Source organism: Streptomyces sp. NPDC048565 (assembly GCF_040650935.1).
GTDB lineage: Bacteria > Actinomycetota > Actinomycetes > Streptomycetales > Streptomycetaceae > Streptomyces.
Genome location: NZ_JBEZIH010000033.1, coordinates 1 through 19,726 on the forward strand (window position 1 = coordinate 1; position 19,726 = coordinate 19,726).

At 71.7% G+C, this 19,726-nt stretch carries 17 protein-coding genes and 1 pseudogene; 10 read left to right on the forward strand and 8 right to left on the reverse strand.

Features of this window, described 5'->3' with window-relative positions; genetic code table 11:
* Positions 1-544, forward strand: a pseudogene (locus tag AB0C75_RS31210) (hypothetical protein); the annotation flags it as partial.
* A 26-nt stretch (positions 545-570) separates the two neighbouring features.
* Here AB0C75_RS31210 and AB0C75_RS31215 read toward each other — a convergent pair.
* Positions 571-1,680, reverse strand: coding sequence for a citrate synthase 2 (locus AB0C75_RS31215; protein ID WP_362895127.1), 1,110 nt, complete (start codon positions 1,678-1,680; stop codon positions 571-573).
* A 257-nt stretch (positions 1,681-1,937) separates the two neighbouring features.
* Between AB0C75_RS31215 and pdxH the strand changes: the two genes are divergently transcribed.
* Complete coding sequence (gene pdxH, locus AB0C75_RS31220; RefSeq protein ID WP_362895129.1) at positions 1,938-2,570, forward strand: pyridoxamine 5'-phosphate oxidase; 633 nt, start codon at positions 1,938-1,940, stop codon at positions 2,568-2,570.
* Between the two features lie 412 nt (positions 2,571-2,982).
* Entirely contained in the window at positions 2,983-4,380 is a 1,398-nt protein-coding gene (locus AB0C75_RS31225; RefSeq protein WP_362895131.1) for a PAS domain-containing protein, read from the forward strand.
* 63 nt (positions 4,381-4,443) lie between these two features.
* Here the strand turns inward: AB0C75_RS31225 and AB0C75_RS31230 are convergent, their stop codons facing one another.
* Entirely contained in the window at positions 4,444-5,199 is a 756-nt protein-coding gene (locus AB0C75_RS31230) for an SIS domain-containing protein (RefSeq protein WP_362895133.1), read from the reverse strand.
* Between the two features lie 208 nt (positions 5,200-5,407).
* Here AB0C75_RS31230 and AB0C75_RS31235 point away from each other — a divergent pair, with 208 nt between their 5' ends.
* The gene (locus AB0C75_RS31235) at positions 5,408-6,100 is read left to right on the forward strand and encodes a metal-dependent transcriptional regulator (RefSeq protein ID WP_362895135.1); all 693 of its coding nucleotides are present in this window, start codon (positions 5,408-5,410) and stop codon (positions 6,098-6,100) included.
* Between the two features lie 693 nt (positions 6,101-6,793).
* Entirely contained in the window at positions 6,794-7,687 is an 894-nt protein-coding gene (locus AB0C75_RS31240) for an alpha/beta hydrolase (protein WP_362895259.1), read from the forward strand.
* Between the two features lie 76 nt (positions 7,688-7,763).
* Here the strand turns inward: AB0C75_RS31240 and AB0C75_RS31245 are convergent, their stop codons facing one another.
* The 3 genes from AB0C75_RS31245 to AB0C75_RS31255 are packed head-to-tail and all read right to left on the reverse strand — an operon-like array spanning position 7,764 to position 10,950.
* The gene (locus tag AB0C75_RS31245) at positions 7,764-9,407 is read right to left on the reverse strand and encodes a transporter (protein WP_362895137.1); all 1,644 of its coding nucleotides are present in this window, start codon (positions 9,405-9,407) and stop codon (positions 7,764-7,766) included.
* Positions 9,404-10,234 carry an ABC transporter ATP-binding protein gene (locus tag AB0C75_RS31250; protein WP_362895139.1) on the reverse strand — a complete coding sequence of 277 codons (831 nt, stop codon included), beginning with the start codon at positions 10,232-10,234 and terminating at the stop codon, positions 9,404-9,406. Before AB0C75_RS31250 ends, AB0C75_RS31245 begins: the two co-directional genes overlap by 4 nt.
* A 38-nt stretch (positions 10,235-10,272) precedes the next feature.
* A complete protein-coding gene (locus tag AB0C75_RS31255; RefSeq protein WP_362895141.1) occupies positions 10,273-10,950 on the reverse strand; it encodes a bifunctional DNA primase/polymerase in 678 nt (225 codons plus the stop codon).
* Between the two features lie 256 nt (positions 10,951-11,206).
* Between AB0C75_RS31255 and AB0C75_RS31260 the strand changes: the two genes are divergently transcribed.
* Together AB0C75_RS31260 and AB0C75_RS31265 are read left to right on the forward strand one after the other, a co-directional pair.
* Positions 11,207-12,589, forward strand: coding sequence for a transcriptional regulator (locus AB0C75_RS31260; protein WP_362895143.1), 1,383 nt, complete (start codon positions 11,207-11,209; stop codon positions 12,587-12,589).
* A 160-nt stretch (positions 12,590-12,749) separates the two neighbouring features.
* On the forward strand, positions 12,750-14,273 hold the full coding sequence (locus AB0C75_RS31265) for a hypothetical protein (protein ID WP_362895145.1): 1,524 nt from the start codon (positions 12,750-12,752) through the stop codon (positions 14,271-14,273).
* Positions 14,274-14,349: 76 nt separating this feature from the next.
* On the opposite strand, the gene AB0C75_RS31270 is transcribed toward AB0C75_RS31265, so the two are convergent.
* Entirely contained in the window at positions 14,350-15,618 is a 1,269-nt protein-coding gene (locus AB0C75_RS31270; protein WP_362895147.1) for an ABC transporter substrate-binding protein, read from the reverse strand.
* 174 nt (positions 15,619-15,792) lie between these two features.
* Here AB0C75_RS31270 and AB0C75_RS31275 point away from each other — a divergent pair, with 174 nt between their 5' ends.
* Positions 15,793-16,239, forward strand: coding sequence for a hypothetical protein (locus tag AB0C75_RS31275; RefSeq protein ID WP_362895260.1), 447 nt, complete (start codon positions 15,793-15,795; stop codon positions 16,237-16,239).
* 28 nt (positions 16,240-16,267) lie between these two features.
* Positions 16,268-17,167 carry a formyltetrahydrofolate deformylase gene (gene purU / locus AB0C75_RS31280; protein ID WP_362895149.1) on the forward strand — a complete coding sequence of 300 codons (900 nt, stop codon included), beginning with the start codon at positions 16,268-16,270 and terminating at the stop codon, positions 17,165-17,167.
* Between the two features lie 21 nt (positions 17,168-17,188).
* Here the strand turns inward: purU and AB0C75_RS31285 are convergent, their stop codons facing one another.
* Positions 17,189-18,418 (reverse strand): maleylpyruvate isomerase N-terminal domain-containing protein, encoded by a 1,230-nt coding sequence (locus tag AB0C75_RS31285; RefSeq protein ID WP_362895151.1) that lies wholly within the window; start codon positions 18,416-18,418, stop codon positions 17,189-17,191.
* Positions 18,415-18,996: a sigma-70 family RNA polymerase sigma factor gene (locus AB0C75_RS31290; protein ID WP_362895152.1), complete on the reverse strand. Its 582-nt coding sequence runs from the start codon at positions 18,994-18,996 to the stop codon at positions 18,415-18,417. The genes AB0C75_RS31285 and AB0C75_RS31290 overlap by 4 nt, the downstream gene beginning before the upstream one ends.
* Positions 18,997-19,285: 289 nt before the next feature.
* Here AB0C75_RS31290 and AB0C75_RS31295 point away from each other — a divergent pair, with 289 nt between their 5' ends.
* Positions 19,286-19,660: an STAS domain-containing protein gene (locus AB0C75_RS31295; RefSeq protein WP_362895154.1), complete on the forward strand. Its 375-nt coding sequence runs from the start codon at positions 19,286-19,288 to the stop codon at positions 19,658-19,660.
* The last annotated feature ends 66 nt before the right edge of the window (positions 19,661-19,726 follow it).

Sequence of the window (19,726 nt, forward strand, 5' to 3'; positions counted from 1 at the left end):
CGCGGTCGCCTCCATCGACAGCGACGTCACCATCGTCGGGATCGGCGGCGGCCTCCTGCCCGTCGGATTCGGTGTCCTGCCGTTCGCCACCTCGGCGCCTGGGGGGATCAGGCCGGCATCGTGGGGCCGAAGACCTGGAACTGTCCGCACGGCTGACCCGCCCGAGTACGGGCAGTCCGGCGCCGCTTCGGTCATCCGACCGGGGCGGCGCAGCCGGGTTGCGCCCCGGCCGGCTCTCCGGCCGGTGCCCCCGACTGGCAGCATCGGGGGCCACCACAGCGACGGAGGCACCATGGCCACCCACTCACGCCACTCACGCGACACCCCGTCCCCTCCCCGACGCCGGCCCTGGTACCGGTACGCGCCTCAGAGCTCGCGCACGTTCGTGCTCGGGATATGCGCGGCGGTCGGCGGGATCGCCGGCTCGATCCGGGCCGTCGCGGAGGGCGGGGGGCTCCTCGAAGTCGTAGGAACGTTCGCAGTGGGGGTCTTCGGAGTGCTGCTTTCGGTCGCCTGGGTCCTGAACCACGACAGGAAGAGCTGAGACCGACCGGCCTGAGGGCCGCCTCGTCAGTTCCCCAGGTCGGGCAGCTGGTCGTAGCCCTCGATCGAGCGGGGGTCGCGAGTCCCGGGGCCGACGTACGTCGCCGAGGGGCGCACCAGGCGGCCGGTCCGCTTCTGCTCCAGGATGTGCGCCGACCAGCCCGCCGTACGGGCACAGCTGAACATCGACGTGAACATGTGCGCCGGGACCTCAGCGAAGTCCAGCACGATCGCCGCCCAGAACTCGACGTTCGTCGCCAGGACACGGTCGGGGCGGCGGGCGTGGAGCTCCTCCAGGGCGGCCTTCTCCAGGGCCTCCGCCACCTCGAAGCGCGGGGCCGCCAGCTCACGGGCCGTACGGCGCAGGACGCGGGCCCTGGGGTCCTCGGCACGGTAGACCCGGTGGCCGAAGCCCATCAGACGCTCGCCCTTGTCCAGCGCCTGCTTCACATACGCCCGGGCGTCGCCCGTCCGCTCGATCTCCTCGATCATGCCGAGCACCCGCGACGGCGCCCCGCCGTGCAGGGGACCGGACATCGCGCCCACCGCGCCGGACAGCGCCGCCGAGACGTCGGCGCCGGTCGAGGCGATGACACGGGCGGTGAACGTCGAGGCGTTCATCCCGTGCTCCGCCGCCGACGTCCAGTAGGCGTCGACGGCCTTGACGTGCTTGGGGTCCGGTTCACCGCGCCAGCGGATCATGAACCGCTCCACCACGGACTCCGCCTTGTCGATCTCGCTCTGCGGGACCATCGGCATCCCCTGGCCGCGGGCCGACTGGGCGACGTACGACAGGGCCATCACAGCGGCCCGCGCCAGGTCGTCGCGCGCGGTCCGCTCGTCGATGTCGAGCAGCGGCTTCAGACCCCACACCGGCGCCAGCATGGCGAGCGCGGACTGCACGTCGACGCGGATGTCGCCGGAGTGCACGGGGAGCGGGAACGGTTCGGCGGGCGGCAGACCGGGGTTGAACGCCCCGTCCACCAGGAGACCCCAGACGTTGCCGAACGACACATGGCCGACGAGGTCCTCGATGTCGACACCGCGGTAACGGAGCGAGCCGCCTTCCTTGTCAGGTTCGGCGATCTCCGTCTCGAACGCGACGACTCCTTCAAGTCCGGGTACGAAGTCGGACATCGGGCGGCTCCCTCGACTCGGCGGCTGTACGACGGCCACAAAGGCCGGTCCACGCATACTGGCGGGTTACCACGACACGGGGAAGGGTGACATCCGGCACAGCTGCCGCCTCGCGCACCTGCCGAAAGACCCTTCCCTCGGGGATTCCGGCCCGCTGCGGCAGGATGGGCCCCGTGCCCACAGCAGATGCCACTCCGTCTTCCGCTTCCGCCTCCTCTCGTGTCCCGTCATCCGATTGCACCACCGATCCGGCCGCGATGCGCGAGCAGTACCGATCCGAGGACTTCACCGAGAAGGATCTCGCCGCGGACCCCATGGAGCAGTTCGCCCACTGGTTCCGCCAGATCGCCGGGGGCGGCGCGCTCCACGAGCCGAACGCGATGGTGGTCGCCACGGCCGACTCCCGGGGCCGCCCGTCCTCCCGGACCGTGCTGCTGAAGCACTACGACGACCGGGGCTTCGTCTTCTTCACCAATTACGGCTCCCGCAAGGGCCGTGAGCTGACCGCGAACCCGTACGTCTCGCTGCTCTTCCCCTGGCACCCGCTCGCCCGCCAGGTCATCGTCACGGGCACCGCCGCGCGTGTCGGACGCGAGGAGACGGTCGCGTACTTCCGCACCCGGCCCCACGGCTCCCAGCTGGGCGCCTGGGCCAGCGACCAGTCCACGGTGATCGGCTCCCGCCAGGAGCTGGTCGACCGCTACGAGGAGCTCGCCGCCCGCTACCCGGAGGGCGAGAAGGTCCCGGCACCGCCGCAGTGGGGCGGATTCCGCGTCGTACCGGACGCGATCGAGTTCTGGCAGGGCCACGAGAACCGGCTGCACGACCGGCTGCGGTACGTCCGGGAGAGCCCTGCGGCCGACTGGCGTGTCGAGCGCCTCTGCCCCTGAGCCACCGCCTGGTCCCGCCCACCGCCCCCGGACACGCAGAAACCCGCAGGCTCTGGTCCCTCCTCGCGGAGGAGCCGGCCGGACTTACCGGCGAGCCTGCGGGTCGGTGACTGCTTGGGTTTCGGCAGACAGCCTGCCGAGGTGCACAGTGTGCGACGACGGGCTGTCAGCCCGCAGCCACCTCACGAATCCGATAAGACTGCACTTTTCGGATCACCTCCTTTCAACGTGTGCCCACAGCCTACGAACCTCCCCCGGAGCCACACAAGTGAATTGACGGGACCGTCGTGGGACCGCCGATGGACACCGGATTTCCTGGAAGTGGCTGTGTGGTGGCTCACATTCGAGTTCAATGGTCTGACGTGCGGCAATGCGGAACGCGAAGCGGAATACGTCCTGCGGGAGGTACGGAGTGAGTGCGTCCAGGAGCACCGGGACCACCGACGCGCTCGGTCCCGACGAGGACCCCGAGCGGGATCCGTCGGGGGCGGTGATTCCGGGGTCCCGGCTTCTCGCCGCGCTGCTCGACGGCATGGATGCCGCGCTCTGTGCCTTCGACGCGCAGGGCACCATCACCCACTGGAACCGTGAGGCCGAGCGGGTCCTCGGCTGGACCGCCGCCGAGGCTGTCGGGCGCCGGGGTTTCGCGGGGTGGGCCGTGCGGAGCGCGGACGCGGAGGACGTGCAGGAGCGGCTGCTGGCCGTCATGGACGCGCCGGGGCGGCAGGTCCATGAGTTCGCGCTGCTGCGCAAGGACGGTGGACGGGTGCTCGTGCGGACCCAGTCGTCCGGGGTGCGCGGGGAGGACGGGAAGCCCGCCGGGGTGTACTGCGCGTTCAGCGAGGTGCACACGCAGATCGATCTGGAGCGGTCCATCGCGCTCAGCGAGGCACTGTTCGAGGAGGCGTCCTGGGGTGTCGTCGCCGTGGACGTCGACCTGCGGCCGACCGTGGTCAACGCGTACGCCGCGCGGGCGTTGGGGGGCGGGCGTACCGCGCTGCTCGGGCGTCCGCTGGGTGAGCTGATCGTGCGGGGGGTCGAGGACCTGGAGGGCGCGTTGCAGCATGTGCTCGCCGAGGGTGCTCCGTCGGCTCCGGCAGAGTTGTGGGTGACGCTGCGGACCGCGGAGGGTGAGCGGCGGCGCTGCTGGCGCAGCGGGTTTCTGCGGCTGGCGTCGCCGTTGGCGGAGGAGCCTGTTCCGCTGGGGGTCGGCTGGCTGTTCCGGGATGTCACGGCGGCGAAGCTCGCGGAGCAGGACGCGGACCGCGTGCGCTTCCGCTCCAATCAGCTGCACCGGGCGGCCCGCCAGGCGGCGGAGTGCGAGAACCCCATGGAGGCGGCGACCACGTCGCTGGACTTCGCCCTGGCGGGGTTCGCCGATCATGTGGTGGTCGACCTGCTGGAGGATCTGGCGGTGGGGGAGAAGCTCGTACGGGCCGCGTCCACGCCGTCCGACGCGCCGGGCCCGTGTCTGCCGGTCTCCGGTGGTTCGCTCCCCGTGCGGTACGCGCCGGGGCACCCGGCGCTCCAGGCCGTGGAGCGTACGGGTTCGGTCCGTGCCGTGGCGCCGGCGGGTGCGGGCGGGGCATGGGCGGTGGAGCACCAGTGGCCGGGCGACTCGGCGCACGCGCTGTGCGCGGTGCTGCGGAGCCGGGGGCGGACGCTGGGTGTGGTGACGTTCCTGCGCGCGGCGAACCGTGGCGCGTTCGAGCGTCCGGATGTGATGTACGCGGAGAGTGTGGCGGTGCGGGTCGCCTCGGCGGTCGACCTGGCGCGGCTGACGGCGGAGCCCGGGGCGGGCGGCGCCTGAGCCCGCGGTCCGTGGTCCGGATCCGTGGTCCGCGGTCCGTGCGCGCCCGGTGTCGGGGCCCGGTCAGTGCCGGTAGAAGATGCGGTCGCCGTACTCCCGCATCACGCGCCCGTTCCACTCGTGCCCGCCGTCGACGTTGCCCGAGCGCAGCAGGGGCGGTTCGATCCCCCGGGTGATGAGCTCCTCCGTCGCGGTGGCCATCATGGCCTGCATCAGTGCGCTGGTGACGACCGTCGACGCGGGTGCGAACGGTGTCTCGACGCCTTCCGTGCTCAGCTCCGCGTCGCCGATCGCGATCTTGCTGTCGAGCACGATGTCGCAGTGGTCCCGGAGGAAGCCGCCGGACGCGTGCCGGGATCTGGTGCCCGTCGTGTACGCGACCGAGGTGACGCCGATGACCTTCAGCCCCAGTGCTCGCGCGTTCTGCGCCATCTCGACGGGCAGCGCGTTGCGCCCGGAGAGGGAGATGATCACGAGGAGGTCGCCGGCCTGGGCAGGGCTGGAGTCGAGCACCGCGCTCGCGAGGCCGTCCACGCGTTCGAGGGCGGAGCCGAGGGTGGCGGGCATGACATCGACGCCGAGGGTGCCGGGCACGGCGAGCACGTTCATCAGGGCCAGGCCGCCCGCACGGTAGACGACGTCCTGTGCGGCGAGCGAGGAGTGCCCGGCGCCGAAGGCGAAGAGCCGGCCGCCCGCTGCGACGGTGTCGGCGATGGCGGCTCCGGCCGCGGCGATCGCTCCGGACTCCTCGTCGCGCACCCGCTCCAGCAGGCCGATCGCTGCGTCGAAGAACTGACCGGCGAGCTTGCTGTCGCTCATCGAGGAGGCCTTTCCTGCGGGGGTGGGGGCCGTGCGGTGCCCGTGTCGCGGATCACGTTGCGGTCTGGACCAGTGGGCTGTCAATACCGCTGGGGCGGGGCGGTGGGCGCCGACGGCCGACGGCGGGGCACGGTTGTCGGCGGTATGCGTCAGAATTGGTGGAGGGCTATCGCACGACGACTTCATGTCACAGCATCGAGGGGCACGTATGTCCGGACTGATCGACACAACGGAGATGTATCTCCGCACCATCCTCGAGCTCGAAGAGGAAGGCGTGGTCCCCATGCGCGCCCGGATCGCCGAACGGCTGGACCAGAGCGGTCCGACGGTCAGCCAGACGGTGGCGCGTATGGAGAGGGACGGGCTGGTCCGGGTCGCGGGTGACCGCCATCTGGAGCTGACCGAGGAAGGGCGCCGTCTGGCGACACGGGTGATGCGCAAGCACCGGCTGGCGGAGTGCCTGCTCGTCGACGTGATCGGCCTGGAGTGGGAGCAGGTCCACGCCGAGGCGTGTCGCTGGGAACACGTGATGAGTGAGGCCGTGGAGCGCCGGGTGCTGGAGCTGCTGCGGCACCCGACGGAGTCTCCGTACGGCAATCCGATCCCGGGGCTCGAGGAGCTGGGCGAGAAGGCCGAGGCCGATCCGTTCCTCGACGAGGGCATGGTCAGCCTGGCCGACCTCGACCCGGGCGCGGACGGCAAGACCGTGGTGGTGCGGCGGATCGGTGAGCCGATCCAGACCGACGCACAGCTGATGTACTCGCTGCGGCGTGCGGGCGTGCAGCCCGGCTCGGTCGTCAGCGTGACCGAGTCGGCGGGCGGGGTGCTGGTCGGTTCCAGCGGTGAGGCGGCCGAGCTGGACTCCGAGGTCGCTTCGCACGTCTTCGTCGCGAAGCGCTGAGCAGGGCTTTCAAGGGCACCGGCGGCCTGGGTGCACATGCAGGCGCCGGTGCGGATGCACGTGCAGATCTGAGCGGGTAAGCCCGCTTTCGGTTTTCCGTCCGGAATCGCAGCGCCCGGGCGAAACGCGTGCCAGGCTGTGGCCAGGCCTATGACCTGAGGGTGCCGGCAGAGACTGCCGCGCGGCCGGGGAGGGAGCAGGGGAATGCGCCCGTCGCACTGGCACGCGCACCGCGAGGTGGCTGCCGGGCTTTCCGATGCCCTCGTCCGCCGAGGCGTTGTCACGCCTCCCCGCGCCTTCGATGGTGTTCGGGGGGCCAGGGGTGTTCGAATCGCCATGGCCGGTCACCGTGTTGCTCCGGTGGTCGGCCGAAGGCTCCTTGTGGTCCGCGACGCGTGCGGACCCGTGTGTTCCGTAACGGGGGACGGCCCCGGCGCCCGAAGGTGCCGGGGCCGGTCCTCCCCTGCGCTGACCTGGAGCCCCGAGCTCTCGAGGTCAGTCCCCGCGGACCCCTGTCCCCGAGTGGTCCGCTTCCCGGAGAAGGTCTCCCCCTGGGGGCCGTCGTCAATCCTGAACCGCTGTCACTCAAACGTGGGATGTTGCGAGCCGGAAGCGAGTTTTCGAATAAAGGTTCGATAGTCTGGCGTGTAGGCACACACGGTGATCGAGGACCAGAAGGGGGTGCCAGAACCTATGGTGCGGCGCATCGATGTGACCGGATCGGACGGCGTACGCCTCGCGGCCTGGGAGTTCGCCGATCAGCCCAAGGGGCGCCCGGAGGCCGGGCAGGCCCCGGGGATCTTAATGCTCCACGGCCTGATGGGCCGGGCCACACACTGGGCCTCCACCGCCCGCTGGCTCTCCGAGCGGCACCGGCCGGTCGGCCTCGACCAGCGCGGCCACGGACGCAGCGAGAAGCCGGCCGACGGCGCGTACACCCGCGACGCGTACGTCGCGGACGCCGAGGCGGCGATCGAACAGCTCGACCTCGGTCCGGTCACCCTGATCGGGCACTCGATGGGTGCGCTCACGGCATGGCAGCTCGCCGCGAAGCGTCCCGATCTCGTCAAGGCGCTGATCATCTGCGACATGCGGGCCTCCGCCCTCGGGGCGGCCTCGCAGCGCGAGTGGGAGGACTGGTTCAAGACCTGGCCGCTCCCCTTCGCGACGCTCGCCGATGTGCGGAAGTGGTTCGGCGAGGACGACCCCTGGGTGGAACGGCCCAACCCCTCGCGCGGGGAGTTCTTCGCGGAGGTGATGGCCGAGAGCTCCGACGGCTGGCGGCCCGTCTTCTCCCAGGAGCAGATGCTGACGTCCCGCGCCACCTGGGTCCATGACGCGCACTGGGAGGAGCTGGCGCAGGTGCGCTGTCCCACCCTGGTCCTGCGCGGGATCGAAGGAGAGCTGGGCAGGGCGGAGGCCCAGGAGATGGTCCGGGTCCTGCCGCGCGGGCAGTACGCGGAGGTGGAGGACGCCGGCCATCTCGTCCACTACGACCGGCCCGAGGGCTGGCGCAGGGCGGTGGAGCCCTTCCTGGAGCGACTCTCCGACGGCTTCAGGGGCGACCGGGAGTCCGTCAGCCCCTGACCATCCCGGTCGCCGCCCCCCGCGGCCCGGGGCGCCTCTCGGCCCTGGCCGACGGCGCCCCTCAGCCCTGGAGCTCTCAGCCCTTGCTGACGGCGGCCAGGATCTCCGGGAGCCGGTTCGCCATGCGCGGCGCGGCCAGCCGTACGCCCAGCCACCCGACGAACGCGCCGTACACCGCCCCCACCGGCAGCAGCAGCCACAACTGACCCTGATGGTCCGCGACATGCAGCCAGATCGTCAGCCCGATCACGGGCCCGCTGAGCACCGCGGCCGCGATCACTCCGCCGAAGATGGAGATCCAGGCGAGCCCGGCCTGGCCAGGTGCGACGTTCTTGAGCGCCCCCTCCTGGGGGATCGAGTACGGGAACAGGGCCGAGGCCACGGCGCCCGTCGCCAGCATCGAGCCCAGCAGGGCGAACGAAAGCCCCATGACTCCGGGCAGTGCCGTCCAGTTCCCGAGCACCGCCGCGGTCACCACCGTCACCAGGACCGTGAAGGGAAGGGTGATCAGCAGCAGCGCCAGGGCGCGCGCCCGGAGCTCCAGATAGGCGTCGCGGGTCGAGGAGACCGACAGCGCCACCATCCAGAAGGCGGAGGTGTCCTGCCCGAACTGGTTGTACATCTGCATGCCGAGCATCCCGGCCGCGAAGCACGCGAAATAGATCGACCCGGTTCCCTGCATCGCGTTGAGCACGGGCACGATCAAGCCGATCGCCAGTGCCGTCACCCAGGACGCCTTGGTCTTCGGATCGCGTACGACATACCGCAGGCTCCGCTGCATCACCGCGCCCGTACGCCCCTCGGGAAGCAGCGAGGCGAGCCCGGAGCGGTCCGTGCGCGACCGGTCGCGAGAGGGTTCGGCGGCGGCGATCGTGGAGCCGTCCGGCGACGACATCAGCTTCACCAGGCTGCGCTGCCACAGCCACATCAGACCGCCCAGCGCGAGCACCGAGATCAACAGCTGGCCCAGCGCCGTCCCGTACGACCCCTCCGAAGCGGACCCCACCGCTCCGAGAGCCGAGGCGGGCGGCAGCCAGCGCACCACGTCCGCGGCGGGTTCGAGCGAGGACAGCCCGCCCGCCCGGCCCAGACGCTGTGCGCCGAAGTTGACGAACTGGGCGCCCACCGCGATGACCAGTCCGCTGAGCACCGCGAGGTCGCGGCCCTTGCGCGAGGTCAGCAGCCGGATGTTGGCCGTGGCGACGTACCGCGCCAGCGCCACACAGACCAGCAGCGTCAGCGGCACGGCGATCACCCCGAACACGACCGCTGCCGTGCCGTGCGCCACCGCGATCACCGAGCCGAGGGCCAGGGTGAGCGTGAAGAGCGGCCCGATGCCGATCAGCGAGGCCACCAGCAGCGCCCCGATCAGGGTGCGGGGGCGCAGCGGCAGCATCACCAGCCGGCTCGCGTCCAGGGTCTCGTCGCCGCTCGCGAAGAACAGCGGCAGCACCGCCCAGCCCAGCGCCACCACCACGGCGAGCAGCACCACCAGGGTGTCGGCCTGCGCATGACCGCGGAGCGCGACCAGGCCGATCAGCTGGCCCGCCGCGAAGAGCACGGTGACGACGAGGGAGGTGACGTAGGCGGCCCGCCGCCCCGTCGACTGGCGCAGCCCGTTGCGCAGCAGCGCCAGCTTGAGACGTACGAAGACGGGGACGACGCCCCGGCCGGGAACGGCCGGGACCGAGGATCCCGCGGGGGTGTCCAGCACTGTCATCGGGAGGTACCGCCCAGCCAGTCCAGGGAGGCACCGGTGTCCCGGGCCCCCGCGCCGACCAGTTCCAGGAAGGCGTCCTGGAGGGAGGCCGCGTCGCCCCGGACCTCGGCCAGCGTGCCCTGGGCCCGGATCCGCCCGGCCGCCATGACGGCCACCCAGTCGCAGAGGGACTCCACCAGCTCCATCACATGGCTGGAGAAGACCACGGTCGCGCCGGAGCGTGTGTAGCGCTCCAGCACCCCGCGGATGGTCTGCGCGGACACGGGGTCGACGCCCTCGAAGGGTTCGTCGAGGAACAGCACTTCGGGGTTGTGCAGCAGCGCGGACGCCAGTCCGATCTTCTTGCGCATCCCGGTGGAGTAGTCGACGACCAGCTTGTGCTGCGACCCCGCGAGGTCCAGTACGTCGAGCAGCTGGGTGGCGCGCTTGTCCGTCTCGGCGCCCGGGAGTCCACGCAGCCGGCCGGTGTAACCGAGGAGTTCACGCCCGGAGAGCCGCTCGAAGAGCCGAAGTCCCTCGGGGAGCACCCCGATCCGGGACTTCACCTCGACCGGGTCGCGCCATACGTCGTGGCCGCCGATCTCGATCCGGCCCATGTCGGGCCTGAGCAGTCCGGTCACCATCGAGAGCGTGGTCGTCTTGCCCGCGCCGTTCGGGCCGACCAGACCGACGAACTTGCCCGCCGGCAGATCGAGATCGATCCCGGCGACCGCGACCTGCTCCCCGAACCGTTTCCACAGTCCCTCCACCCGCACGGCGGGCGGCGGCGTGCTGGCCGCCCCCGCCACGGTGTCTGTCCCGCCTGCGCTGTCCGCCTGGTCCGGCATGGCACTGCCTTTCGATATCCCCACGTGTGGGGACCACCCTACGAAAGACGTGTGCGGGCGTCGGCCGTCTCCCTGGCGCAGGCGTACGCGAGCGGGCTGATCAGCTCGTCCGCGCCGGGCAGCCTCAGATCGCCGCGTGAGGGGCGGCGGACCCACTGCACGGCGCCGCGCCCCGCCACCCGGGTCGGCGGCCCGGCGACATAGTCACCCTCGCCGCGCCCCACCAGGCCGATCGCCTCGGCGTTCCAGCCGAGCCGGTCCACGAGCCCGGGTGCCTCGGCCGCCGCGCCAGGCAGGGCGAAGAACAGCATCCGGCGGTCCGGGGTGCGGGTCACCGGGCCGAGCGTGTGGCCCATCCGCTCCATCCTGGCCAGCGCCAGGAAACCGGCGGACTCCGGTACGTCCAGGGCGTCGAAGGTCCGGCCGGCGGGCAGCAGGACCGACGCCCCGGGGTGCCTGGACCACATCAGGCGGGCCTCGGCGGCGTTGCCGGTCGCCTGGCCCGCCCAGTCCGGCCGGGTCGGATGGGCTCCTGGGGAGGCGCAGCCGGCGTCACCGCACGAGCAGCGCTCCGTCCCCCCGTCGACATCGAGCCAGACGCCGGGGAACACGTCCCAGTGGCGGGCCTGGGCGTACCAGGCGGCGGCTTCGAGCAGTTGTTCACCTCGCTGTTGGGGGATGCGGGCGGCTTCCGTCACTCCGATGGGCTCTTCCACGCTCCGCTCAACTCCCGGTTTCACCACGGGTTACGGGGGCGCGTGCGCCCCTTCCGGGCGGATCGATCCTGCACGTGGGGCGCACGGATGCATGTATGGGGGCGCGCGGGAGGAAATGCACCGTTGTGCGGGTAACCAGGTGCAGGACCACGCCAACTCGCCATCGCTCGTACCCGATACAGATGAATATGCGCATTTCTTGTGCCGTGCCGGGCAGTGATCCCCTCATCGGATCACTGCGGTCTCAGGGGGAAAAATGGCAGCCAGGCCTCTCGTCGCCCGCCAGCCGAACGAACGGCTCCAGACGCTCATCCAGGAGGCGGCGTGTTCGAACGCCGGCCTTGCCCGCCGGGTCAACATGGTCGGGGCGGAGCGGGGGCTCGATCTGCGTTACGACAAGACCTCCGTGGCCCGCTGGCTGCGCGGCCAGCAACCACGCGGCAGGGCGCCGGGAATCATCGCCGAGGCGATCGGCCGAAAACTCGGCCGCACGGTCACGATCGACGAGATCGGCATGGCCAACGGCAAGAGCCTGGCCTCCGGTGTCGGTCTGCAGTTCGCGCCCACCGTGCTCGGCGCCATCGAGCAGGTCTGCGAGCTCTGGCGCAGCGACGTGGGCCGCCGCGACCTGCTGGCCGGATCGGCGGTGGCCGCGTCCGCCCTGGTCGAGCCCAGCCGTGACTGGCTGATCACGGGCGCCGACCCGCAGGTGGCGCGGACGGCAGGGAGCAAGGTCGGCATGCCGGACGTGACGGCGGTGCGGGCGATGACGGCCGCGCTCGTCGACCTGGACCACCGCTTCGGCAGCGGGCATGTGCGGCCCGTGCTCGTGCATTACCTCAACAGCGTGGTGTCCGGGCTGCTCGCGGGCTCCTACCGTGAATCGGTCGGCCGTGAGCTGTTCGGCGCGGTCGCCACCCTCACGGAGCTCGCCGGTTACATGGCGGTGGACACCGGTCAGCCGGGGCTGGCCCAGCGGTACTACATCCAGGCGCTGCGGCTGGCCCAGGCCGCGGGTGACCGGGCGTACGGCGGCTATGTGCTGGCAGCCTCGATGAGCCATCTCGCGGCCCAGCTGGGCAATCCGCGCGAGATCGCCCAGCTGGCGCGGGCCGCGCAGGAGGGTTCGCGGGGGCGGGTGACTCCGCGGGCCGAGGCGATGTTCCACGCGGCGGAGGCCCGGGGCCACGCGCTGATGGGCGATGCCCGCACCTGCCAGGTCTCGGCGGGCCGCGCGCTGGCCGCCCTGGAGCAGGCCGACCCGGAGAAGGGCGACGACCCGGTCTGGATCGCCCACTTCGACGCGGGCTATCTCGCCGATGAGCTCGCGCACTGCCACCGGGACCTGGGGCAGGCCGAGCCGGCCGCGCGCCGGGCGAAGGAGGCCCTGGCGGCCCTCCCGGAGTCCCGGGCCAGGCGCCGGGGCATCGGGCTCGTGCTGCTGGCATCGGCGCAGGTGCAGCAGCGTGAGGTGGAGCAGGCCTGCCACACCGGGCTGCGCGCGATGGAACTGCTGGGGACGGTGCGCTCCAGCAGGGGTGCCGAATATCTCGACGACCTCCAGCAGCGGTTCGAGCCGTACGCGAACGAGCCGGCGGTCCGGGAGTTCGGCGCCAGGCTGGAGCTCCAGGCCGCCTGACCGGCGTGTTCGGCGAGTTGACCATGAACAGCGCCGTGGGTGCCGCATGTGTTACCCCCTGTGTGAAGGGGTGGTGAGCGCCCTCGGGCGCTTGGCGCGGGGCTCGGGGCACCCGGTAGCGTGAGCCGACGATTCCATAGGTTCACACGTAGGAGTCCCGGTGACGCAGAGCGGACAGGGTGACGAGCCGCAGCTTCCCGCTGTACGGCACGCCCACGAAGGTGTCGTGCTGCCCGCGGAGGGTGGTGCTCCCTGGCGCGTGGGGGGCCCGGAGAGCGGGCAGCCGGACCAGGCCGTCCCGGCGGGCGGGCAGCCGTGGGGCAACGCCTGGGGGCCGCAGGGCGCGCACCAGGACGGTCCGCCACCGGGGCAGCTGCCACCGGAGCAGCCCCAGCAGGGGGCGTACCAGCAGCAGGGGCAGTACCAGCCCCCGCAGCAGTACGCGCCGCAGCAGGGCGCCTATCAGCAGGACCCCTACCAGCAGCCGCAGCAGCCGCCGCCGTACGCCCAGCCCCTGCCGCCCGAAGCCGCTCCGCAGGGGCCGGGCGGCGGGCAGCACGCCGGGCTCGGTATGGGACCCGGCGGGGACGCGGACGCCACGCAGTACATCGCGCCCGTCCCGGGCGGTCAGGGCCCGCCCGGAGGGCTGCCGCCCGCGCACCAGGCGGACTCCACCCGGTATCTGGGGCAGCCCGCCACTCCCGCGCAGTCCGCCGACGCCGACGCGACCCAGTACATACCCCCGGTCCCCGGCGGCGCTCCGTACGGGATCCGGCCGGGAGCCCCGGGTGACCGGCAGCCGCCGGCGGAGTTCGACAGTCTCTTCCGCAGCGAGGAGCCCGCGGGCGCCACGCAGCAGATGCCCCGCTTCGACGAAGCCGGGCAGCAGCCGCCCAGCAGGCCCCAGCAGCCCTACCAGGGCCCTCCGGCCGCCCAGCAGCCCCAGCACCCGCCGCAGGGCGCCCAGCCCTACCAGTCGGGCCTGGAGGGCTTCCACGGCGGTCACGGGGACTACGGCGGCGAGAACCCGGGCCAGGGCGGGGACGCGCCGCGCAAGCGGCCCGCGCACATCCCGCTGATCGCGGCCGTCGTCGTCGGCTGCGCCGTCATCGGGCTGGGTGCCGGGGCCCTGATGAGCGGGGGCGACAAGCCGTCGGACGACAAGCAGCCGGTGGCCGCGCAGAGTTCGCCCGCGGGCGACGGCGCGGGGGAGCAGGCCGAGGATCCCGCGAAACCCCAGGCCCAGGAGCTCGACAAGCTGCTCGCGGACAGCAACAACAGCCGCTCGGCGGTGATCGGCGCCGTGGAGAAGATCAAGGGCTGCAAGGGTCTCGACCAGGCGGCGTCCGATCTGAAGGGTGCGGCCGAGCAGCGCCGGGGCATGGTGACCCAGCTGGAGGCGCTGAGTGTCGACAAGCTCCCCGCCAACGCGGAGCTGACGGCCTCCCTGACCAAGGCGTGGCAGGCGTCGGCGGAGGCGGACGACCACTACGCCACGTGGGCCGGTCAGGCCAAGAACAACAAGAAGGTCTGCAAGGGCGGCAAGGCATCGTCGACCGGCGCGACCGCCAAGGCCAACGCGTCGAGCGGCGAGGCCACCGAGGCCAAGCAGAAGGCCTCGGGGCTGTGGAACGCCATCGCGAAGAAGTACGAACTGACCGAGCGCGCCCCCACGGACCTCTGACGGGGCCTGCGCTTCCGGCCTCCGGCTCTCCGGCTTCCCGCTCCGACCGGGGAGCCGGAGGGCCGGCCGGTGTGCGTCAGCCGCCGGTCGGGGCGTCCACCAGGGTCTCCGTGACGTCCATGAAGCCCTTCTTCTCCGCGGTGAGACGCCCGTCGCGGACCACCTGGAACGTCACCCGCCCGTTGACGATGCGCCCGTAGGCGGCCGTGCCGACCATGTCCTGGAAGCGCCAGCGCAGGACCGGGGTGAGGCCGCCGGTGTCCACCTCGGTGCCGCGGTTGAGGCTGACGGAGACCCCGCCCGCCGAGATCGCCGGCTGGTCCATCGCCTCGACGACCGCCTTGAGGACGGTGTAGGCGATCCAGGTCGTCTGCACGCCCGTGTCCTCGGGAACGATCCGGTCGTCCCCGAAGGCGTACTTCCTGATCACCTCGCGCATCTCGTTCCAGCGGGCGTCCCCGGACACCGGGTACCAACCGGTGACGCGGGCACCCTCGAAGGGGCTGTTCCGGCCGCCCGAGCCGTCGATGAGGCCTTGGCCGACGCTGCCGAGCACGGACGAGATCCGTACATCGCTGCCCTCGGGTTCGAGCCGGCGGAAGGAGTCGAAGAACGTCTCCGTGCCCTGGCCGAGCACCGCGGTCACACAGCCGCCGTCCGCCTGCGCGAGGGCTCTGGCCGCCTCGGCGTCGTACGAGGTGGCTCCTTCGGCCGCACTGATGTCGTGGGACGCGGGCCGGTCGCGCCGGCTGAGGCCCGTGTCGAGGAGGCCCGGCATGGTGTCGCCGACCAGGGTGTCGGGCCGCACGAGCGAGACCCGCTCGCAGTCGGCCGCCAGCTGCTCGCCGTTGCCCGCGACGAGCGCCGGCTGGCCCCCGTTGACCGGGTAGGAGAGATAGCTGGTGAACTCGTCGGCCGAGGCGCCGTACCCGCCGATGTACGGGATCCCTGCCGCCTCCAGCGGGGCCAGGAACGACCGCCCGTATCTGCTGTACGAGCCGACGACCGCCGCGACGCCGGAGTCGACCGCCTGCCGCGCGCACTTCGACGCACCGGCCGAGGTGTCCTGCTCGTTGCAGGTCAGGACCCGCAGCCGGTGGCCGTCGAGCCCGCCGTTCTCGTTGATCCAGCGGGCGTAAGCGGTCGCCATGGCCGTCATCCCCGCCATGTTCACCGCGTCGGCCGCGGTGGTGTCGGGGGCCCACGTCATCACGGTGACGGTCTCCCTGGAGTCGTCCGAGGTTCCCGGGATGACACCGCAGCCGGATATCAGCAGGGCCCCGGCCGCCGCCGATGCGAGGAGTCCGAGGGGGCGGGGAGAGGTGAGACGTCGCCATCCGGTCATGGATACGGACCCTCCCGGCTCACGGGTAACGCCACTGTGTGAGGCGGTCAACGCAGGGTGACGTGGAGGTGAATTACGGGGGGCCGCGCAGGGGCTCGGTAAAGGAACGTACGATCGGCAACCGTGCAGCAAGGTTCGGAGAACACTTCCCGTCGCGGCCGTCGCTCCTCCACCATGGGCGGCATGCCGCTCAATGACATGCCGTGGTGGCGCTGGCGCAGCAACGTGCGCTCGGCGCTGCACATGCTCTCCGACCCCGTCTTCCACCACGAGTGCTGGCTGGCCGGCCGGGAGGGGTACGGCGACGTCACCGACGCCGTGTACCGCCTGGTCGAGGACACCTGGCTGGACAACTGGTCCGCCGAGAAATACGTGGGAACGATCTTCCGCGACTCCGCCGAGGCGGCCCTCGTGGACGTCGCCGCCCTGCGGGTGCTGCGCATCATGCACCAGATCGGCGCAGACGCCCCCGTATCCGCCTATCTGGAACACCCGGGCTGGCAGGAGGCGGTCGTGGCCGCCCGCGAGGCCCATGTGATGCTCGCCACCAATGACGGGGAGGATCCCGACATTCCGCCGCGCTCCCTGGACGTGCTCCGCATCATGACCAGTTCCGCGTGACCCGCGGGCGGTGTGGCACTCTACGGGAATGACCGCGCCGCAGCTCGCCGAATCCGTAACCGCTGCCTCGGACACCGTCGCCGAGCAGTACGTCCTCACGCTCTCCTGTCCCGACAAGCAGGGCATCGTGCACGCCGTGTCGAGCTATCTCTTCATGACCGGCTGCAACATCGAGGACAGCCAGCAGTTCGGCGACCACGACACCGGCCTGTTCTTCATGCGCGTCCACTTCTCGGCGGACGCCACGGTCACCGTGGACAAGCTGCGCGCCAGCTTCGCCGCGATCGGGGAGTCCTTCCGGATGGAGTGGCAGATCCACCGGGCGAGCGACCGGATGCGGATCGTGCTGATGGTCAGCAAGTTCGGGCACTGCCTCAACGACCTGCTGTTCCGCTCCCGCACCGGTGCGCTGCCGGTGGAGATCGTGGCGGTCGTCTCCAACCACACGGACTTCGCCGAGCTCGTCGCCTCGTACGGCATTCCGTTCCGGCACATCCCGGTGAACAGGGAGAACAAGGCGGAGGCCGAGGCGCAGGTGCTGGAGCTCGTCCGTGGGGAGAACGTCGAACTCGTCGTACTCGCGCGCTACATGCAGGTGCTCTCGGACGACATCTGCAAGCAGCTGAGCGGCCGGATCATCAACATCCACCACTCGTTCCTGCCGAGCTTCAAGGGCGCGAAGCCCTACCACCAGGCCCATGCGCGCGGGGTGAAGCTGATCGGTGCGACGGCGCACTACGTGACCGCCGACCTCGACGAGGGGCCGATCATCGAGCAGGAGGTCGAGCGCGTCAGGCACGGCGTCACACCGGACCAGCTCGTCGCCGTCGGACGCGACGTGGAGTGCCGGGCACTGGCCCGCGCCGTGCAGTGGCACGCGGAGCGGCGCATCCTGCTCAACGGCCGCCGTACGGTCGTCTTCGCCTGAGGGACCGCGGGCGCGTCCGGTTCACAGCCCGCTGAGTGAGGCCGCGGCGAACAGGACGTCGCGGATCGCCTCGCGGTCGCCGTTCTGGCCCGCGGCGGCTTCGGCCGGCGGCACATGGCCGGAGATCAGCCGGCAGAGCTCCACCCCGTCGAGCGCGACCTGCGCCACCGTGTGCGCGGGAGAGCCGAGGGCGGCCGGTGAGTCCAGCGCGATGTACCAGTCGCCGCCGCCATGGCCCTCGACCTCCAGATGGAGGGAGCGGCCGGGCGAGCCCGCGGTGACCAGACGGCGGGCCGGTGCGGCCAGCCCGGCCCGGCGGCGTCCGGCCAGGGTGGCGGGCAGCAGCCGGGCCGCCAGGTCGATCATCCGGTGCAGATGGGCGGCGGCGGGCGGCTCGTACGGGTAGTCCACCGCGTCCGCGATGTCACCGCCGTGCACCCAGCACTCGAAGGCCCGCTCCAGGAGCGAGTCCTGCAGCGGGAGGGTGAAGTGCCCGTACGGGACGGAGCGCTCCGCGACGCCGCGGCCGGCGAACGACACCGTACGGATCAGGGAGTGGCTCTGGTCACGCCAGGGCTCGCGTACGACCCGGGTGGGTGGCTGGACCGCACCCGACCAGTACGTCTCGGTGCGCTCGGCCGGTGTGAGGGGCTGGTCGCCCTTGCCCAGCGGGTCGTCGAGTTCGAGTGCCCTCGACACCAGCCCGTCGACGGCCGTCAGATGGCAGATCACCCCGGCGACCGTCGTCCTGCGGTTCACCTGCCGGTCGTCCTCGAACCACTTGAGCCGCACCGGTGCGTGCCATTCGGCGGAGCCGATGTCCCGCAGCAGCGCGTCGAGCCGCGCGGTCTCCGCGTCGTAGGGGGCGGCCCACTCCGGTACGGGGATGCGCGCCGGGCGGCGGCCGAGACAGCCTTCGAGGACGCGGGACCTGAGCATCGGGTCCAGGTCGAGGTTGCCGTCGGTGTGCAGCAGGCCCACCGCGTCCCGCAGCCGCAGCGCCTCGTCGGCGCAGGGTGCGCACGAGGTGAGGTGATCCTCGACGGCCGCGGTCTCCTCGGGGGAGCAGGCGGCCAGCGCCCAGGCGCCGAGGAGGGAGGTGAGCACCTTGTGGGGGAGCGGCGGGGCGGGCCTTTCGGGCTGGATCCGGGGCAGCCTCTCCCGGTCGTCCGCGGCCTGCCTGGGCCCCGGTATGCGCCGTTCCACCGGCTGCTCCTCGTCGCGGCCGTCGCCGCGGTGGCCGCCGGTCACGGGGTGGGTCCGTATCCGGGAGGTGGCGAGTCCGCCGACGGCCGGGTGTTCGCGGTGGAGAGCAGCTGGAGGCCGAGCCGCAGTCTGCGCCTGGCCTCGTCCCCGGTGACGCCCAGGTCGGCTGCGGCCTGCCGGTAGTCCCTGCGCTGCACGTAGGCGAGCTCGAGGGCGGCGCGCAGCGGCGCGGGCATGGAGGCGACGATGTAGTCGGCCCTGGCCGCGGCTGTGGCTTTTTGCACCCGGTGTTCCAGCTCATCGGCCCGCGCCTCGGCGTCGGGCCCCTCGGTCCCGCCGTGTGTGGTGCGGAGCCGCCGCACGGAACTGCGGTGGGTGAGCCGCGCCACCCAGGAGCGCATGGAGCCGTGCTTGGGGTCGTAGGCGTCGGGGTTCTCCCAGACGTAGCCGAAGACCTCGCGTGTCACCTGGTCCGCGGCGTCCTCGTCGTCCAGCATGCGGTGGGCCTGGCTGTGCACGAGGGCGGCGAAACGGTCGTAGAGCTCGCCGATGGCCGCCGCCTCGCCGCGCGCCAGCCGCTGCTGCATCCGGCGGTCCCAGCGCGGTGGTGCGTCCTTCGCCATCCAGCCCCCAGCCCTGTGCCCCTCGTCATGTCGAATGTAGTCGGCGGCATAGTCCGAGCACGTACCTTTGCGGCAAGTACGTCCCTCAAGTGGCGCCGGATGATAGAGAATGCTCAACCCCTTGCCGTTTGCTGATCGCGTAAACGATCCCGAAGTGATCGTTTCTGGATGAATCCTGCACCAGGCCGCTGGGTAGAAGAGTGTTTCACGGGCTGGTGCGCGGGAAGCCGCGAGGAGGAACGGAAACTTCCGGATCCTCCGGAGCCCCCGGAACGAGAGGCCGAGTCGCGTGACGCTGAAGGTGTACGAGACCGAGCAGGACGCGTGGACCGTGCTGCGGATCCACGGCGAGCTCGACCTCGTGAGCTCACCCGTCGTGCGTCAGTCCGTCCACGGGGCGGTGGCCGCCGGCCGCCATGACGTGGTCCTCGACCTCTCCGGCGTCCTGTTCTGCGACTCCAGCGGGGTCGGCGTCCTGATCGCCTCCCGCCGCCTCATGAAGTCCTGCGGCGGCCGGCTGCGGATCGTCCTCCCCGCTCGTGGCGCGGTCGACGGCTCGCACGTCAACAAGGTGCTCGGCGCCCTGGGCGTACGAAGGCTCTTCGAGGTCTATCCCGACTCGGACGCCGCCATCGACGACGAAAGCCGTCCGCTCACCGCCTGACGGGCCGGCCGGACGTGAAGTCGTCACGGCCCTGATGAGGCTCGGTGACACGTGACGCCTCCCGGC